Annotated in this window: 17 protein-coding genes; 7 read left to right on the plus strand and 10 right to left on the minus strand. The window is 64.8% G+C overall.

The window, feature by feature from the left end; translation table 11 throughout:
• From ACREP4_RS02295 to prmB, 5 genes are all read right to left on the minus strand, one after another.
• Nucleotides 1–1,878, minus strand: coding sequence for a FimV/HubP family polar landmark protein (locus ACREP4_RS02295; protein ID WP_431594575.1), 1,878 nt, complete (start codon nucleotides 1,876–1,878; stop codon nucleotides 1–3).
• 93 nt (nucleotides 1,879–1,971) lie between these two features.
• Nucleotides 1,972–2,997, minus strand: a complete 1,026-nt coding sequence (locus ACREP4_RS02300) for an aspartate-semialdehyde dehydrogenase (protein WP_431594576.1) — start codon at nucleotides 2,995–2,997, stop codon at nucleotides 1,972–1,974.
• An 83-nt stretch (nucleotides 2,998–3,080) separates the two neighbouring features.
• Entirely contained in the window at nucleotides 3,081–4,133 is a 1,053-nt protein-coding gene (locus tag ACREP4_RS02305; RefSeq protein WP_431594577.1) for a 2-hydroxyacid dehydrogenase, read from the minus strand.
• The gene (gene aroC, locus ACREP4_RS02310) at nucleotides 4,126–5,223 is read right to left on the minus strand and encodes a chorismate synthase (protein WP_431594578.1); all 1,098 of its coding nucleotides are present in this window, start codon (nucleotides 5,221–5,223) and stop codon (nucleotides 4,126–4,128) included. Before aroC ends, ACREP4_RS02305 begins: the two co-directional genes overlap by 8 nt.
• A 99-nt stretch (nucleotides 5,224–5,322) precedes the next feature.
• Entirely contained in the window at nucleotides 5,323–6,252 is a 930-nt protein-coding gene (prmB, locus tag ACREP4_RS02315; RefSeq protein ID WP_431594579.1) for a 50S ribosomal protein L3 N(5)-glutamine methyltransferase, read from the minus strand.
• A gap of 223 nt (nucleotides 6,253–6,475) precedes the next feature.
• Here prmB and ACREP4_RS02320 point away from each other — a divergent pair, with 223 nt between their 5' ends.
• Together ACREP4_RS02320 and asd are read left to right on the plus strand one after the other, a co-directional pair.
• Nucleotides 6,476–7,123, plus strand: coding sequence for an SCO family protein (locus ACREP4_RS02320; RefSeq protein ID WP_431594580.1), 648 nt, complete (start codon nucleotides 6,476–6,478; stop codon nucleotides 7,121–7,123).
• Nucleotides 7,120–7,968 (plus strand): archaetidylserine decarboxylase, encoded by an 849-nt coding sequence (gene asd, locus ACREP4_RS02325; protein ID WP_431594581.1) that lies wholly within the window; start codon nucleotides 7,120–7,122, stop codon nucleotides 7,966–7,968. The genes ACREP4_RS02320 and asd overlap by 4 nt, the downstream gene beginning before the upstream one ends.
• A 180-nt stretch (nucleotides 7,969–8,148) precedes the next feature.
• On the opposite strand, the gene ACREP4_RS02330 is transcribed toward asd, so the two are convergent.
• Entirely contained in the window at nucleotides 8,149–9,729 is a 1,581-nt protein-coding gene (locus tag ACREP4_RS02330; RefSeq protein ID WP_431594582.1) for a transglycosylase SLT domain-containing protein, read from the minus strand.
• A 123-nt stretch (nucleotides 9,730–9,852) separates the two neighbouring features.
• Between ACREP4_RS02330 and ACREP4_RS02335 the strand changes: the two genes are divergently transcribed.
• Nucleotides 9,853–11,358 carry a helicase HerA-like domain-containing protein gene (locus tag ACREP4_RS02335; RefSeq protein WP_431594583.1) on the plus strand — a complete coding sequence of 502 codons (1,506 nt, stop codon included), beginning with the start codon at nucleotides 9,853–9,855 and terminating at the stop codon, nucleotides 11,356–11,358.
• A gap of 3 nt (nucleotides 11,359–11,361) precedes the next feature.
• Nucleotides 11,362–11,865: a transcription elongation factor GreB gene (greB, locus tag ACREP4_RS02340; protein WP_431594584.1), complete on the plus strand. Its 504-nt coding sequence runs from the start codon at nucleotides 11,362–11,364 to the stop codon at nucleotides 11,863–11,865.
• On the opposite strand, the gene ACREP4_RS02345 is transcribed toward greB, so the two are convergent.
• Complete coding sequence (locus tag ACREP4_RS02345; protein WP_431594585.1) at nucleotides 11,866–12,699, minus strand: DUF3025 domain-containing protein; 834 nt, start codon at nucleotides 12,697–12,699, stop codon at nucleotides 11,866–11,868.
• Complete coding sequence (gene rimO, locus ACREP4_RS02350; RefSeq protein WP_431594586.1) at nucleotides 12,696–14,057, minus strand: 30S ribosomal protein S12 methylthiotransferase RimO; 1,362 nt, start codon at nucleotides 14,055–14,057, stop codon at nucleotides 12,696–12,698. The genes ACREP4_RS02345 and rimO overlap by 4 nt, the downstream gene beginning before the upstream one ends.
• Before the next feature lie 396 nt (nucleotides 14,058–14,453).
• On the opposite strand from rimO, the gene ACREP4_RS02355 reads away from it, so the two are divergent.
• From ACREP4_RS02355 to ACREP4_RS02365, 3 genes are read left to right on the plus strand one after another with little or no spacing between them, the layout of a single operon-like run.
• Entirely contained in the window at nucleotides 14,454–15,113 is a 660-nt protein-coding gene (locus tag ACREP4_RS02355) for a dienelactone hydrolase family protein (RefSeq protein ID WP_431594587.1), read from the plus strand.
• Nucleotides 15,110–15,532, plus strand: coding sequence for an HIT domain-containing protein (locus ACREP4_RS02360; RefSeq protein WP_431594588.1), 423 nt, complete (start codon nucleotides 15,110–15,112; stop codon nucleotides 15,530–15,532). The genes ACREP4_RS02355 and ACREP4_RS02360 overlap by 4 nt, the downstream gene beginning before the upstream one ends.
• 31 nt (nucleotides 15,533–15,563) lie before the next feature.
• Complete coding sequence (locus ACREP4_RS02365; protein ID WP_170183049.1) at nucleotides 15,564–15,731, plus strand: LiaI-LiaF-like domain-containing protein; 168 nt, start codon at nucleotides 15,564–15,566, stop codon at nucleotides 15,729–15,731.
• A 72-nt stretch (nucleotides 15,732–15,803) separates the two neighbouring features.
• Here ACREP4_RS02365 and dcd read toward each other — a convergent pair whose 3' ends face one another.
• Together dcd and apbC are read right to left on the minus strand one after the other, a co-directional pair.
• Entirely contained in the window at nucleotides 15,804–16,376 is a 573-nt protein-coding gene (gene dcd / locus ACREP4_RS02370) for a dCTP deaminase (protein ID WP_431594589.1), read from the minus strand.
• A gap of 163 nt (nucleotides 16,377–16,539) precedes the next feature.
• The gene (gene apbC, locus ACREP4_RS02375; protein ID WP_431594772.1) at nucleotides 16,540–17,385 is read right to left on the minus strand and encodes an iron-sulfur cluster carrier protein ApbC; all 846 of its coding nucleotides are present in this window, start codon (nucleotides 17,383–17,385) and stop codon (nucleotides 16,540–16,542) included.
• Between the last annotated feature and the right edge of the window lie 61 nt (nucleotides 17,386–17,446).

A 17,446-nucleotide genomic window follows, 5' to 3' on the forward strand; every position in this document is an offset into this window, starting at 1 on the left:
TCAGCCGAGTCGATTCAACAGCTCAAGGGCTTCGTTCCGCGCCGACGGATCGCTGCCAACGGCCACTTCGTTGAGCAGCGTGCGCGCGGTTTCTGCGTCACCCAGGTCCAGATAGGCAATGGCCAGCTCCAACCGTTCACGGCCAGCGGGCGCTGGGTTCAGCGGTGCAACCGCAGCCATGTCACCAGCCAGCCAACGGGCCTCATCGGCGGCGGCCGGCTCGGAGACCGGTGGCCCTTCCTGCGGGCGCGCATAACCGCGCGATGCTTCAAACATGAAGGTCGGTTTGTGCTCAACCGGCGGCAGCGGATCAACCGCAGCCGGCGCTTCGGGGATCACCCAAGCCGGTACATCGACAACCTGCGGCTCGCGCGTTGCGTGACCTTCTTCCTTCCAGCTTTCGGCGACGAACGCGGCCGGCGCGTCGACATCGGCGACCGGCACCTCGTCACCAACGCGGTCAAGTTCGGCGGCGGTTGCCGGCATGGCGGAAGCCAGCGCCTCGGCATTGAAGCCATCCCGCGATGCAGCCTTCAGCGGCGAGGGCTTGCGGCGGCGTGAGAGCAGCCATGCCACGGCGCCCAGCACCAGCAGTGCCAAGCCCAGCCACAACCATCCCAGCGAAGCGGCGGCCTCCTGCTTGTTGCTTGCAGCCAAACGCTGTTGGGCAGCAGCCAGATCCGAATCCTTCATCGCAATCAACGATTGCTGCTGTTTCTGCAGCTTTTCCAGCTCGGCGACGCGATCACGCAGCTCCTGCATTTCCACATCGCGCGTGGCGAGGTCTTCCCGCGCCTGTTGCAGTTGTTCGTTTGCCAGCATGTCACCCTCGCCGCCGGCATCGAGGCCGGTCGTCATTCCTGCAGTCTGTTGACCACCGGCAACGGCCGGGGCGATCTCCAACCGCGCGTCACTCGGCGCTGCGGTGGCATGGGGGTTGGCAGCGGATTTTGCCGCAGCTGCCGCATCAGCGATGGCCGGTTGCGGGATTGGTGCACGCGCCTGGCGCCATTGCGCGGTCTGCTCGCGGACGATGTTGCGGGCTTCGACGGCGTTGACCCGTGCCAGTTCTTCCTCGGCCGGCGTACGCAGCACCGCGCCCTGCTTGAGCAGGTTGACGTTGCCGCGAATGAAGGCTTCCGGGTTGGCACGCATCAACGCGACCATGTTCTGGTTCAACGAATAGCCGTTTTCGCGGGTCAGTGCGCTGGCGATCTGCGACAAGCTCTGACCGCGCTGCACCGGAGCCAACACCCCCTCAGCGTGCGGCGCAGCGGCGACTGGCGGACGTGCGGCGGCACGAACGGGAGCCGCCGGTGCGGCCGGGGCAGCCATTGGCGTGGCAACCGGCTGCGGCACTTCCGCCGGTGCCTGCGGCAGCGGCTCTGGATCGCGAACAATGAGGTTGGACGGCGCGGCCTCCGGTGCATCGATCACCGGCTCGGCAACGGCCGTGGCGGTTTCCGGCGCGGCGACCAAGGCCGAGTACTCGCGCACCAGCCGGCCCTGCCCCCAATCCACTTCGATCAGGAAGCCCACCGAGGGCACCTGCACCGGCGTGGAACTGGTCACGCGAATCACCGCGCGGCCTTCGCGGTCCTGGGCGAACTGGAACTGCAGCTCGCTCACCAGACCATCCGGTGGCGGCAGCCCGACACGCTCGAAGGTTGCCGGTGCGGCCAGCCCTGCGCGGGCGTTGTCCAGTTCGCTCGAATCGCTGGTGATGACCGGAATCTCGGCCACCAGCGGCTGCCCGGGCTTGGACAGCACGCGGATGTTGCCCAGCCCCAAGGCCATCGCGGCGCTGCTGAACAGCGCCAGGATGAGAACCATCACGCCTTGTATGGAGCGCATCGCGCCTGTACCCGGAAGTTTCATGGCGGCAAATATAACGGCTGTACCGCCTTTCTAGTACCGCGCTGTGCACACGGAGGTAACAACGCCGGCATTGCGCCGGCGTTGTCTGCCACCTCAGCCGCCGTTGGCGACCAGTTCGGCCACCTGCACCGCGTTGAGTGCGGCGCCCTTGCGGATGTTGTCGGCCACCACCCACATGTTGAGACCCCGCGGGTGCGAGATGTCTTCACGGATGCGGCCGACGTAGACCGGGTCGGTGCCCGAGGCATGGGTGACCGGGGTCGGGTAACCGCCCGCCTTGCGCTCGTCCACCACCTTCACGCCCGGTGCGGCGGCCAGCAGTTCGCGGGCCTGCTCGGTGGTGATCTTCTTCTTGGTCTCGATGTTGACCGCCTCGGAGTGGCCGTAGAACACCGGCACGCGCACGGCGGTCGGGTTCACCAGAATGGTGTCGTCGCCGAGGATCTTGCGGGTCTCCCAGACCAGCTTCATCTCCTCCTTGGTGAAGCCGTTGTCCAGGAACTCGTCGATGTGCGGGATCAGGTTGAAGGCGATCTGCACCGGGAACTTGGTCGGCTCGATTTCCTGGAAGCCCAACAACTGCGCAGTCTGCTTACCCAACTCTTCCATGCCGCTCTGGCCAGCGCCGGACACCGACTGGTAGGTGGCGATGTTGATGCGCTCGATGCCGTATTCGCGATGGATCGGCGCCAGCACCGGCATCAGTTGCATGGTCGAACAGTTCGGGTTGGCGATGATGCCGCGCGGGCGGTTCTTGGCCGCTTCCGGGTTGACCTCGGACACCACCAACGGCACGTCATCGTCGTAACGGAAGGTGGAGGAGTTATCGATCACCACCGCACCAGCAGCAGCAAACTTCGGCGCGAACTCCTTGGAAATGCCACCACCGGCCGAGAACAGGGCGATCTCGACGCCGGCCGGGTCGAACGTGGCCAGGTCTTGGATGGTGATCTTCTGACCTTCAAAGTCGACCGTCTGGCCGGCCGAACGCTCGGAGGCGAGCAAAGTCAGCTTGCTGATCGGGAAGTCGCGCTCAGCCAGGATCGACAACATGGTCTGGCCAACAGCGCCAGTGGCGCCAACAACGGCTACATGGAAACGACGGGCTTCATTGCTCATGGGGTGCACTCGTAAAAGGTTTGGGGGGGGACACACGTCGAGCCAGGTTCGGGGAACCTCCAGCGGTCAGCCGCAGAGGCTCCCTACCGTTTTTTGCTGTCGATTTTGCTGGCGGTAATGGTCATGCGGGCGCTGCCGTTGGTCAGCAGATCGGCATTGATCGCATTGGCGGGACGGCCGGCTTCCGGCCCCAGGCCCAACCCGGCCAGCAGGTTGTCCACCGCCACCTGCACCATCGCCCGGCGCGTGGCCAGCGATGCACTGCCGATGTGCGGGGTCAGCACGATGTTGTCCAGCGCCAGCAGTTCCGGGCGCACGTTCGGCTCGTTTTCGTAAACGTCCAGCCCCGCCGACGCCAGCCGGCCATTGCGCAGCGCATCCACCAGCGCCAGCTCGTCAACGATGCCACCACGGGCGATGTTCACCAGCGTGGCGGTGGGCTTCATCTTCGCCAGTGCGGCGGCATTGATGATGTGGTGATTCTGCGCGGCGTACGGCAGCACCAGGACCAGGTGATCGACGCTGGCCAGCAGCTCATCGAAGCCGACATAGCGTGCGCCAACCGCCTGCTCCTGCTCGGCCGGCAGCCGCGAACGGTTGTGGTACAGCACGTTCATGCCAAAGCCGTGATGACCACGACGGGCAATGGCCTGGCCAATGCGGCCCATGCCGAGAATGCCCAGCGTGCTGCCATGCAGATCAGCGCCGAGCATGGTGGTGAACGACCACTGGCCCCACTTGCCCTCGCGTAGCCAACGGTCGGATTCGACAATGCGCCGCGCCGCCGCCATCAACAGCGAGAAGCCGAGGTCAGCCGTGGTTTCGGTGAGAACGTCTGGCGTATTGGTGGCGATGATGCCGGCCGCACCCAACGCGGCAACATCCAGGTTGTTGTAGCCCACACCGACATTGGCGATGATCTTCAATTCCGGTGCGTTGGCGATTTCGGCGGCGCCGATGCGATCGTTGAGCGTGACCAGCGCACCGTCCACATCGGCCAGATGCGTGGCAATCGCGGCACTGTCGTGCGCGCCGACCTCATCGGTGGCAACCACGTCGCAGTACGCCGCCAACTGCGCGACGGTGTCGTCGAACAGTGGCTGCGAAACCCAGACGCGCGGTCGTTGATCAGCCATCGACGTGACCGGGGATGCGCGGCGCCATGTCGCCGACATCGCCACATTGCGCGCGGTGACGCAGCGCCTGGTCCACCAGCACCATCGCCAGCATCGCCTCGGCGATGGGCGTGGCGCGGATCCCTACGCACGGGTCATGGCGACCGGTGGTGATCACATCCACCGCATTGCCGGACGTATCCACCGTGGCGCCCGGCAGGCGCAGGCTGGAGGTCGGCTTTAGCACCATCGACGCGACGACCTGCTGCCCGGTGGAAATGCCACCGAGGATGCCGCCGGCATGATTGGACTGGAAGCCTTCCGGTGCGATCAGGTCGCGATGTTCGGTGCCCTTCTGCGCGGCGCTGGCGAAGCCGTCGCCGATCTCCACACCCTTGACCGCATTGATGCTCATCAAGGCCGCAGCGATGTCGCCATCCAGCTTGCCGTAGATGGGTTCACCCCAACCGGGCGGCACGCCATCGGCAACTACATTCACGCGCGCACCGACCGAATCACCGGACTTGCGCAGCGCATCCATGTACGCCTCCAGCGCCGGCACCTGTGCGGCGTCGGGCCAGAAGAAGGGGTTCTCTTCAACCGCATTCCAGTCAAAACCGACCGGAGTGATTTCGCCCAGCTGCGACAGGTAGCCGCGCACGGTCACGCCGTACAGTTGCTTCAACCATTTCTTGGCGATGACGCCAGCCGCCACGCGCATGGTGGTTTCGCGCGCCGAAGAACGGCCGCCACCGCGCGGATCGCGGATGCCGTACTTCTGCCAGTAGCTGTAATCCGCATGGCCCGGGCGGAACTGCTGGGCAATGTTGCTGTAGTCCTTGCTGCGCTGATCGGTATTGCGGATCAGCAGCGCAATCGGCGTGCCGGTGGTGCGGCCTTCGTAGACGCCGGACAGGATTTCTACTTCATCGGCCTCACGACGCGCCGAAGTGTGGCGACTCTTGCCAGTGGCACGGCGCTGCAGATCGTGCGCGAATTCTTCCGGCGCGATCTCCAGCCCCGGAGGACAACCGTCGATCACACAGCCGATGGCCGGCCCGTGGGATTCGCCAAAGGTGGTGACACGAAAAAGATGTCCGAAAGTGTTCACGTTGCTGTTTTGCTCTCGCTGTCTGCGGTTGCCCTGCTGCCGTCATTCCCACGAAGCCGGCGAAGACGACAAAGGCGCGAGCCTTCGTCGTCAGCCTTCTTAGGCCCGTGCTGCCGCCAGTTCGGCGATCCGGTCGTGGTGGGCGCGCAGTTCGCTCGCCTCCACTGCAAAGATGCCCATCTGCCCGACCTTGAACTCGATCCACGACATGTAGACCTCCGGCAGCAGCTTGATCAGGTGCTGTTCGGATTCGCCCACTTCGCAGATCAGCAGACCTTCTTCGGTGAGGTGATCCGGCGCGTCGCGCAGGATCTTCAGCACCAGGTCCAGGCCGTCGTCGCCGGCACGCAGCGCCAGGTCCGGCTCATGCGAATACTCCTGCGGCAGCGCGTCGGTCTCGTCATTGGTGACGTACGGCGGGTTGGTCACGATCAGATCGTAGACGCGGCCCTTCAGTCCGTTGAACAGGTCGCTCTTGACCAGCTCCACGTTGTAGGCCAGCAGGCGCTCCTTGTTCTCCACTGCCAGCGACAGCGCGGCATCATTGACGTCGCTGCCGTCCACCTGCCAGTTCGGGTAGTAATGGCCCATGGCGATGGCGATGCAGCCCGAACCGGTGCACAGGTCCAGCGCGCGGCTGACATCGCGGCCGGCCAGCCACGGCTCAAAGCCATTGAGGATGAGCTCGGCAATCGGCGAACGCGGCACCAGTGCACGCGCATCGCTCTTGAAGTTGAGCCCGGCAAACCACGCTTCGCCCGTCAGATAAGCAGCCGGCAGGCGCTCGCTGATGCGGCGCTCGAACAGTGCCAGCACACGCTCGCGCTCTTCCAGCAGCACGCGCGCAGCGCCGTACGCCGGGCCGAGATCCGGCGGCAGGTGCAGGCTGTGCAGGGTCAGCTGGGTCGCCTCGTCCAAGGCGTTGTCGTAGCTGTGGCCGAAGGTCAGACCTGCGGCATTGAAACGGCTGGCGCCGTAACGGATCAGATCGATGATCGTGTGAAGTTCAGCGGCCGCTTCGGCAGTCATGGCATACGGAAATACTTGAATGGTCTGCGATTATAGGCGCCTGCCCGGTATATTGAGCGCCCAGTTGCAGCGGAAACTTCGGCGATAGCCGCCAACCGGCACCGAATCAACCGCCAAAACCGCATCCTGGTGCAGCGGCGGATGCCGGCAATCCCCTACACTCGCGTGCCCCGCCTGTGGCCCAGTGCCTGCGGCGGCACCCTCTTGAACGGAAGCAACGGCCATGTTCAGCCGCAATACCAGCATCATTCTCGCCATCGCCCTGGCCGCCGGACTTGGCCTGGTCCTGGCCCAGAAGGTCTTTGGCCCGAGCAGCCAGGGCACCGCCGGCAGCAGCTCGATCATCTTCTACGGCACGCCGCGGACGCTGCCGGAGTTCGATCTGGCCCAGTCCGACGGCACCCGGCTGATTCCCGGCGAGCTGCGCGGCCATTGGACCCTGGTGTTCCTGGGCTTCACCTCGTGCCCGGACGTCTGCCCGACCACCCTGACCGAATTGGCCCAGGCCCAGAAGCAGTGGCAGTCCATCCCCGACAGCCTGCGCCCGCGCGTGGTCTTCGTCTCGGTGGACCCGGAGCGTGACACCCCGGCGCGACTGGGCGAATACGCCCACGCCTTCCACAAGGACACCATTGCCGCGACCGCCGACGTGCCGTCGCTGGAGCGCTTTGCCACCTCGCTGGGCATGCTGTTCCAGAAGGTGCCGGGCAAGCATTTTGAAGAAAACCCGGGCGACTACAGCATGGATCACTCGGCCAGCATCGCCGTGCTCGATCCGCAAGGCCGTCTGGCCGGGCTGATGCGGCCCCCATTCAATCCGCAGGCCATCGCCAGCGACCTGATCAAGCTCACCGAGAACACCGCACCATGAGTCTGGTAACAACGCTCAGCTACATCCTGCCCCACCGCCTGCTGTCCTCCGTGGCGCGCTCGCTGGCCTATTCGCAGAACCCGCGGATCTCGCGCTGGCTGATCGACACCGTCAGCAGCAAGTTCAACGTCAATCTGGCCGAAGCCGCCAACCCGGACCCCCGCAGCTACCCCAGCTTCAATGCGTTCTTCACCCGCGCTTTGAAGCCCGGCGCACGCGTCGCCGCTGCCGACCCGCGCACGTTGACCATGCCGGCCGATGGTCGCATCAGTCAGTTGGGGCCGATTGCCGACGGCCGCATTTTCCAGGCCAAGGGCCAGTCGTTCACCGCCGCCGAGCTGCTGGGCGATGCCGCCGACGCCGAGCCGTTCAACAACGGCCTGTTCGCCACCGTGTATTTGTCGCCGCGTGACTATCACCGCGTGCACATGGCCTGGACCGGCACCCTGCGCGAAACCGTGCATGTCCCCGGCCGCCTCTTCAGCGTGGGCACCGATGCGGTCGCCAACGTACCGGGCCTGTTCGCCCGCAACGAGCGACTGGTGTGCCACTTCGATACCGATTTCGGCCCGATGGTGCAGGTGATGGTCGGCGCACTGCTGGTCAGCGGCGTGGAAACGGTGTGGAGCGGCGAGGAAATCCCTGCTTACGGCGACCGCATCACCCGCAAGGACTGGCGCGGCAAAGGCATCACGCTGGAGCGTTTTGCCGAGATGGCGCGCTTCAACTACGGCTCCACGGTGATCGTGCTGCTGCCGCCGGGCGTGGCAGCGTTTGATCCTGCATTGAAGGCTGAGAGCCCGGTGCAGCTGGGTCAGCCGCTGGCGAAACTGCTGCAAGGCTGATCGCAGGCTGGGAGGGAACGAAGCGTACTCCCAGCCTGCTTGGGTGCAACGGTAAGGCTGGGATTGCCTCCCAGCCTACGAAATGCCTGAGAATTCCTCCTCGCGACCGACCCAACCAACAAAGCACAACAAGAAAGGGCGCCTTGCGGCGCCCTTTCTTCGTTCAAGCAAGCGCCGAACTCAGCGGCGGCAGCCTTCCAGTTTCAGGCTCTGCCCGGGCTTCAGCGCATAAGCCGGTGCACGAAGGCCGTTGGCACGCGCCAGCGCGGGAACTCCGCACTGGAAACGGTTGGCGATGCTGCCCAAGGTATCGCCGCGAACCACGGTGTAGCTACGCGGCGTGCGACGGGCCGGAGCGGGTGCCGGACGCGGTGCGGGCGTCGCCACCGGCGGTGCGGCCTGCGCGGCCTGCATTGCCTGCACATCACCCACCGCGACGCTGCCGGTGAAACTTGCCGCCGACGGGCGCTTGATTGCTGCATTGATATCGGCGGTGATCAAGGTGCGCGCCAGATCCGCCCGTGGGCCGCTCACGCAATACCGGTTGTACAAACCGGCGATGCGGGTGGTGGCGTTGATGGTGGTGCCGGCCGGAATCCAGCCGTCAGCCTCGTAACGCGGATTGAGGTTGCGCAGCGCGCGCATGTAGCCATCACGGGTGCCGGTGCTACCCAAGCAGATGGTCAACTCATAGATCGTGGTGGACTTGGCCAGGCGAATCGTCGCCGGCTGCGCGTTGATCTTGGGAAGCTCCACGCCGTACTGCTGCGGGTGCAGGAATATCCACGCGGCGGCGATCACCATCGGCACGTAGTCCTTGGTTTCGCCCGGGAACTGGTTGTAGGCCGAATCGGTCCAGAAGCTCTGCCCGCCTGCCTCACGGTAAATGCGGGCAGCGCGGCCCTCGCCGCCGTTGTACGCGGCCAGCGCGTACTCGATGTTCTTATTGAGCCCGCGCATGCGCTCATTCATATAGGCCGCACTGGCCTCGGCGGCGCTGCGCGGATCAAAGCGCGTGTCAAAGCCGGTGCCGTCCGGGCCCAGACCGAAGCGGCGGCCGGTGGCCGGCATGAACTGCATCAGGCCCGCTGCACCCACGCGCGATGAGGCATGCACGCGGCCATTGGATTCCTTGGCCATGATGCCGAACAGCAGCGCCTCAGGCAGGCCGTTCTTCTCCCACTCCGGCCACATCACCGGACGCAGGTTCATGTAGTTCTCGTAGCTGGTCAGCAGCGACGGACGCATATCGGTGAGCCAGCGGCGGATGCCGGCCTGGATGGCCGGGTTGTACTCGACCATGTCGTCGAAGGCGTGGCGATGATCGTTCAGCAGCGCTGCCGCACGCGCAGCCTCGGGCACGTTGGCGATCAGCGGCGCAATGTGATCCGGGTCGGCTTCCAGCGGCCCAACATCTTCGGCCACATCTTCACCAGTGCTGTCGGACTGCTTCTTGAGCAGGCGCTTATACGTGGTCAGCAGGCCGCTGACCTGGCAGCCTTTCTGCGCGATGCAGGCGGTGAGCACGTCCTCCATGTCCTCCAGCGCCGCATCGGCTTCCACGGTTCCGCGCGGATCGGCATTGGTCACCAGCACCAGCGCGTCGTTGTAACGCTTCTCTGCGGCGGTCATGCGCGCATCGATGGCGTCCACCTTGGCCTTGTCGCGGGCAGAGATGGCGTGGGCGGCCGGCATCACGGTCAACAGCGTGGCGGCTACCAACAATGGCAAGGGACGAACCGAAAACAGGGAAACGGGCATCAGCGACACTGCAGACGAAAGGTGAAGCAGGGTAGCCGCCGGACTTGTCCGGGGGCAACAATGGCACCGCGCCGATACAGTCGGCCGTTAGAATCCTCTCCTCATTCATCTCTGAGTGCCTCCATGGACCCGATCCTGCTCGGCAAAGGCGTCACCGACGACATCGCCGTCACCCTGCTCCCGCGTTTCGGCAACCGCCACGGCCTGGTGGCCGGCGCAACCGGCACCGGCAAGACAGTGACCCTGATGACGCTGGCCGAAGGGTTCTCGCGACTGGGCGTGCCGGTGTTTCTTGCTGACGTGAAGGGCGATGTGGCCGGCCTTGCGGTCGCGGGCGAAGGCAGCGAGAAGCTGGCCCAGCGCGCGGCCGAACTCGGCGTCCCCGATTACGCGGCAGCGGCCAGCCCGACCGTGTTCTGGGATCTGTACGGCAAACTCGGCCACCCGGTGCGTACCACCGTCAGCGAGATGGGCCCCACCCTGCTCTCGCGCATTCTTGAATTGAACGACACCCAGTCCGGCGTGCTCGACATCGTCTTCAAGCTGGCCGACGACCGTGGCCTGCTGCTGCTCGATCTGGACGATCTGCGTGCGCTGCTCGGCCTGGTCGCCGAAGAACGCAAGGACATCTCCACCGAATACGGGCTGGTCAGCGCGCAGTCGGTGGCGGCGATCCAGCGCTCGCTGCTGCGCCTGTCGCAGGACGGCGGCGAAGCCTTCTTCGGTGAGCCGGCGCTGGAACTGGCCGACATCATGCGCGTCAATCATGACGGCCGCGGCGTGATCGGCATCCTCGCCGCCGCGCAGCTGATCCTCAAGCCGCGCCTGTATTCCACCTTCCTGCTGTGGCTGCTGTCCGAGCTGTTCGAGCAGCTGCCGGAAGTGGGCGACCTGGAAAAACCCAAGCTGGTTTTCATCTTCGACGAAGCGCACCTGCTGTTCGACGACGCGCCGCCGGCACTGGTGCAGCGCATCGAGCAGGTGGTGCGCTTGATCCGCTCCAAGGGCGTGGGCGTGTACTTCTGCTCGCAGTTCCCGGATGACGTGCCGGGCAACATTCTTGGCCAGCTCGGCAACCGCGTGCAGCACGCGCTGCGTGCGTTCACCCCACGCGACCAGAAGGCGGTCAAGACCGCAGCCGAAACCTTCGTGCAGAACCCCAAGCTCGACGTGGTCGCCACGCTGTCGCAGCTGGGCACCGGCGAGGCGTTGGTTTCCACACTGCAGGACAAGGGCATTCCCTCGCCGGTGCAGAAGACCTTGATCGCACCGCCGCGTTGCCGCATGGGCTCGATCACCGATGCCGAGCGCGCCCAGGTACGTGCCGGCAGCCCGGTCGGCACCCGCTATGACACCCCAGTCAACCGCGAATCGGCCGCTGAACTGCTGGCCCAGCGCGCGGAAAAAGTGGTCGAAAAAGCCGATGCGCCGAAGGCCCGCACCCGCGAGCAGGACGAAGCACAGGAAGGCGGTTTCGGCCAGAGCATCAAGGACGCCATCTTCGGCACCAAACGCCGCCAGGGCATGATCGAAACGATGGCCAAGCAAACCACCCGCACCGTCGGCACCAAGCTGGGCAACCAGATTGTGCGCGGCATCCTCGGCGGCATTTTTGGCGGAAAGCGCTGATCCATGAGCCGTTGGCGCCCGCCTGCCGAGAAGAGCACCGCACTGATCACGCCGCAGGGTCATGCGCGCCTGAAAACGGAACTGGATGAACTGTGGCGTCAGCGCCGGCCGGAAGTGGTCAAGGCGCTGGCCGCCGCAGCGGCCGAAGGCGACCGTTCCGAAAACGCCGAGTACACCTACCGCAAGAAGCAGCTGGGCGAGATCGACCGCCGCGTGCGCTACCTCAGCAAACGGCTGGAAGCCCTGCGCGTGGTCGACACCACGCCCAGTGACCCGGAGGCTGTGTTCTTCGGTGCGACGGTCGAGCTGGAGAACGTGGCTTCCGGCGAAAGCCACACCTACCGCATCGTCGGCCCCGACGAAACCGACGCACCCAGCGGCTACATCAGCATCGACTCGCCACTGGCGCGCGCCTTGTTGAAGAAACGTATCGACGATGAGTTCGCAGTCGAGCTGCCGAGCGGTGCCACCCGTTTTGTGTTGGTCGACGTCAGCTACGAAAGCTGATCAACGCAACGGACGCGGATACACGCGGCCTTCGCGCAAGGGGCGGAAGTAGTCGGCCTGCGCGTAGAAGTCCGCGTCCTGTTGCGGATGCCAACCGGGTACGCCGGCCAGCGGCAACGGACGCAGCTCCGCCGGCGCAGCAAGCACCTCACCGGCCATGATCGCTTCGGCGACGCGCGCAATGCAGGCCGAATCATCATCGCCCTGCACCACCAGGCACTTGCCAACCAGCAAGCGCCCCGGCACCAGCATCTGTTCCATCAACGCGTGACCAATGACGCCCGCGACGGCGATATCGCCGTTGCGCCAGCGCGCGGCATGCGCCTGAAAAAGTGTTGACCAGTCGTGCGTATCCCACGCATCAACCAGCGCGATATCACGCACCCGCACGATCACACCGGTTTCGTCGAACTGGGTCAGCGCCTGCTGCGCGCGATTACGCACTGTCGGCCCCGTCACTGCGATATGCCGGCATTGCTGCGCGTTGAACGCATGTTTGATGGCCGGATAGCGCGCCCAGACCATCGCATTGAACAGGTCATGCCAGTTCTGCAACCGCGTAGCGATGCGCCCCTGCTGGATGCGGATTTCGTAATGCTCGCCGTCTTCCAGCAACGCCGCGTCCTGCGCGACGAAACAGCGACCCGGCAACGACATGCACGCGTTGAGTGTTTCGATATCCGGCCAGTCATCGGCCGTCATCAGCGCGTGCCACGCCGCGAATTCGCCAAACAATGGGTGCTGAAAACAAGCCGCATCCACCTGCTCACGCGGTGGCGCGATAAAGCGACGCCGGGCAGTGCCAGCGCCGCTTTCAGCCGCTGCTTCGGTCACAGCACCTTGAGATCGAACGGCGTGCTATTCGCTTCAATGATCGCGTCGCCAAACAGATCGTGATCGTCGCTTTCGGTGATCTCGACGTTGACGAAATCACCGATGCGCAGTTTGGCTTCAGCGGCATTCTGGATATGCACCAGGCCGTCGATTTCCGGCGCGTCGGCCTTGGACCGGGCCACGGCGATGCCGTCTTCGATCACATCGACCAGGCACTGCTGCACGCTGCCAATCTTGGATTCAAGCTTGGCGGCGGAGATGGCGGCCTGCTTTTCCATGAAACGCGCCAGACGCTCCTGCTTCACTTCTTCCGGCACGGGATCGGGCAGATCGTTGGCGGTCGCGCCGTCCACCGGCGAGTACGCGAATGCGCCGACGCGGTCGAGCTGGGCGACATCGAGGAATTCGAGCAACTGCTCGAACTCGGCATCGGTCTCGCCGGGGAAGCCGACGATGAAGGTCGAGCGCACGGTGATGTCCGGCGCGATCTCGCGCCAGCGCAACACGCGCTCCAACGTTTTGTCGACCGCACCTGGGCGCTTCATCAACTTCAAAATACGCGGGCTGGCGTGCTGGAACGGAATGTCCAGGTACGGCAGGATTTTGCCTTCGGCCATCAACGGCACCACGTCATCCACATGCGGATACGGGTAGACGTAATGCAGGCGCGTCCACGCATCCAACTCGGACAGACCTTCGCACAGCGCCTTCATGCGCGTGGCGTATTCCTTGCCGCGCCAGGTGCCCGGCGCGTACTTGCGGTCCACGCCGTAAGCCGAGGTGTCCTGCGACACGACCAGCAGTTCGCGCACACCGCCCTTCACCAGGCGCTCGGCCTCGCGCAGCACCTCGTCAACCGGGCGCGATACCAGATCGCCACGCATCGACGGGATGATGCAGAAGCTGCAACGGTGGTTGCAGCCTTCGGAAATCTTCAGATAGGCGTAATGGCGCGGGGTCAGCTTGATGCCGTAGTCCGGCACCAGATCCACGAACGGATCATGCTTGGGCGGCAGCGCCGCATGCACCGCGTCCATCACGCTGACGTAATCCTGCGGGCCGGACACCGACAGCACGTCCGGGTAATGCTCGCGGATCATGTCGCCCTTCTTGCCCAGGCAGCCGGTGACGATGACCTTGCCGTTCTCGTTCATCGCCTCGCCGATCGCGTCCAGCGACTCCGCCACGGCCGAGTCGATGAAGCCACAGGTGTTGACCACCACCACGTCGGCCGAGTCGTAGGACGGCACGATGCTGTAGCCCTCCACCCGCAGCTGGGTGAGGATGCGCTCGGAATCGACCAACGCCTTCGGGCAGCCAAGGCTGACGAAGCCGACTTTTGGGTTCAGCTGGGACATGTTCACGAAATTCTTGGGGCCGGGGCCGGAATGACCGCAGGGCCGGAAAGCGGGCGATTATACCGACCCCCAGCCGCCGCGCCCTGCAACTGGCTTAATGGGGCCAAGCAAGACAAAGATCCGCAAAGCCCCTCTCCCGCATGCGGGGTGAGAGGGGCAGCTTGCGAACCACTGGTTCGCTGCCCCACGAACGCCCTTGCGCCAGCGCAAGGGCCGGGGCGCGGAGCGGGGGTTGGAGTGAGGGGGCGCCGCAATCCCCTCCGCCGCAGCGACGACGAACGCGTCGCCACGCGCCTGAAGGCGAACTATGGAAAGCTCCCCCCATCCGCCCTCCGGGCACCTTCCCCCGCAAGCGGGAGAAGGGAACCTGACATTCCCACCACCACGGAGCGTCTCATGCCCCAATGGATCACCCTCCCCACTGCCCTCGGCCCGGTCCGCGCCTGGCAGGCCTTGCCGGAAGGCACCCCGCGCGCCGGCCTGGTCGTCATCCAGGAAATCTTCGGCGCCAACGCGCATATCCGCCATGTCGCCGAACAGTACGCCGCCGAGGGCTATGCGGTGCTGGCGCCCAACTTCTTCGACCCGCTGCAGCCGGGCCTGGAGCTGGACTACGACGCCGATGGCGTCAGCCGTGGCAAGGAACTGGTGACCGAGCTGGGCGTGGATCGCGCCGTCAGCATCGTGGAAGCCGCGGCCCAACAGCTGGCCCAGTACGGGAAAGTCGGCACGGTCGGCTACTGCTGGGGCGGCACCATCGCCCTGCTGGCTGCGCAACGACTGGGCTTGCCGTCCGCCAGCTACTACGGCGCCCGCAATGTGCCATTCCTGGACATCCCCTTCAAAGCCCCGGCGATCTTCCACTTTGGCGACCAAGACGCCTCCATCCCAGCCGCCGCCGTTGCAGCGCACCGTGAAAAGCAACCCACATTGCCGGTATATGTGTACCCGGCCGACCACGCCTTCAACCGCGAGGTCGGCATGCACTACCACGCTCCCAGCGCCGAACTGGCGCGCGAACGCACCTTGGCCTTCTTCAGCGAGAACCTGCGATGACCGAAGCTGTGACGTCCGATTTCGAACTCGATACCCGCCTTGCCGCCGACAGCGTATTGATTGCTGACGGGCCGCTGTCCCAGATCCGCCTGATGAACGACGACCGCTTTCCGTGGGTCGTGCTGGTGCCGCGCGTACCCAACGCCAGCGAGTGGATCGACCTGGATGGCGGTCAGCAACGGCTGCTGCTGGCCGAGATCAACCAGATCTCCCAGCACCTAAAGCAGAAACCCAATGTCACCAAGATCAACATCGGCGCGCTGGGCAACATCGTCCGTCAGCTGCACATCCACCTGATCGGCCGCAACGAGAGCGACCCGGCGTGGCCCGGCCCAGTCTGGGGCAGCGGCAAGGCGCAGCGCTTCGATCCAGACGTGTTGGCGCAGCGTGTCGAAATCTGGCGCCAGCGGCTACGATAAGCGCCTTCCCACCCAACGGACATTTCCGCCGATGCGCTCCAATTTGATCGCCGCCCTGATCCTGATCATCGTCGGCCTGTTTTTCCTGGCCAAGAACCTGGGCTGGATCAACGGCAACATCGGCACGATGCTGGCCACCTGGTGGCCGGCCATTCTGGTGGCCGTCGGTATCGGCATGTTGTTCGGGCGCGGCAAGTAAGCGCCGCCAGCCGGAAACAGGAAGGGCGCGGAATTCCGCGCCCTTCTTTTATCTGCAAACCGTCTGCGCCGATCAGGTGCGCGGCAGGGTCACGCCGGTCTGGCCCTGGTACTTGCCACCGCGGTCCTTGTACGAGGTCTCGCAGATGTCGTCCGGGTCGGCCTGGAAGAACAGCATCTGCGCCACGCCTTCATTGGCGTAGATGCGCGCCGGCAACGGCGTGGTGTTGGAGAACTCCAGCGTCACGTGGCCTTCCCATTCCGGCTCCAGCGGCGTGACGTTGACGATGATGCCGCAGCGCGCGTAGGTGCTCTTACCCAGGCACACCACCAGCGTGTCGCGCGGAATACGGAAGTACTCCACAGTGCGCGCCAGCGCGAACGAATTCGGCGGGATGATGCACTCGTCGGCGACGATGTCCACAAAGCTTTTCGGGTCGAAGTGCTTGGGGTCGACGATGGTGGAGTTGATGTTGGTGAACACCTTGAACTCACGCGAGCAACGCACGTCGTAGCCGTAGCTGGACGTGCCGTAGCTGACGATCCGCTGGCCATCCACCTGCTTCACCTGGCCGGCTTCGTACGGCTCGATCATGCCGTGCTGTTCGGACATGCGGCGGATCCAACGGTCGCTCTTGATGCTCATTCAATGATCCTGATTGCGTGGTGCCGCAGCATGGCCACGGCGGTCGGGGTGGCCGATTCTAGCGTAGACCCGGCGCCCATCCGTACCCGTCAATATCCGGGTACACATATATATAAGAGACTCAGGGATGCCGGGCCTGTCTGTCCAACCCCCTGATCCGGCGTCAGATCAGCGACGAGACAATCGGAATGCTGGCGCGCGGCCGCTTGGCCAGCTCCTCCATCATCCGTTGCGCCGCCGCCAGGTAGGCCTTGGCCGCTGCCGAATCCGGTGCCGAGACCACAATCGGCGTACCCGCATCGCCCTGCTCACGGATGCCAATATCCAATGGCAACGAGCCCAGCAACGGCACCCCGTACTGCTCGGCCATGCGCTGGCCACCGCCCTCGCCAAACAGATGCTCGACGTGACCACAGCCGGAGCAGGTGTGCATCGCCATGTTCTCGACGATACCGAGCACCGGCACCTCGACTTTCTCGAACATCTTCAAGGCCTTGCGCGCGTCCAGCGTGGCGATGTCCTGCGGCGTGGTGACAATCACCGCACCGGCCACCGGGATCTTCTGCGACAGCGTCAGCTGGATGTCACCGGTACCCGGCGGCAGATCGATCAGCAGGAAATCCAGGTCATCCCACAACGTGTCGTTGAACAGCTGTGTCAGCGCAGATGTCGCCATCGGCCCGCGCCAGATCATCGGCGAGTCCTGTTCGATCAGGAAGCCGATGGACATGGCTTCCACTCCGAACGCCCGTAGCGGCTCGATGCTCTTGTTGTCCGGGCTTTCCGGGCGGCCACTCAAGCCCAGCATCGCCGGCACGCTCGGCCCATAGATATCCGCGTCCAGCACACCCACGCGCGCCCCGAGCTTATGCAAGGCCAGCGCCAGGTTGACCGACGTCGTGGACTTCCCCACCCCGCCCTTGCCTGACCCAACCGCAATGACATTGCGGATACGTGAATGGGGAGAGAGGCCTTTTTGAACCTTGTGCGACGCCACCGCGCTGATCAACCCGCTCACTGCAACCTCAACAATTAAACACAGTCGCGAACTATAGCCGTATCCCCAGAAA

The organism is Stenotrophomonas sp., assembly GCF_050737575.1.
Classification (GTDB): domain Bacteria; phylum Pseudomonadota; class Gammaproteobacteria; order Xanthomonadales; family Xanthomonadaceae; genus Stenotrophomonas.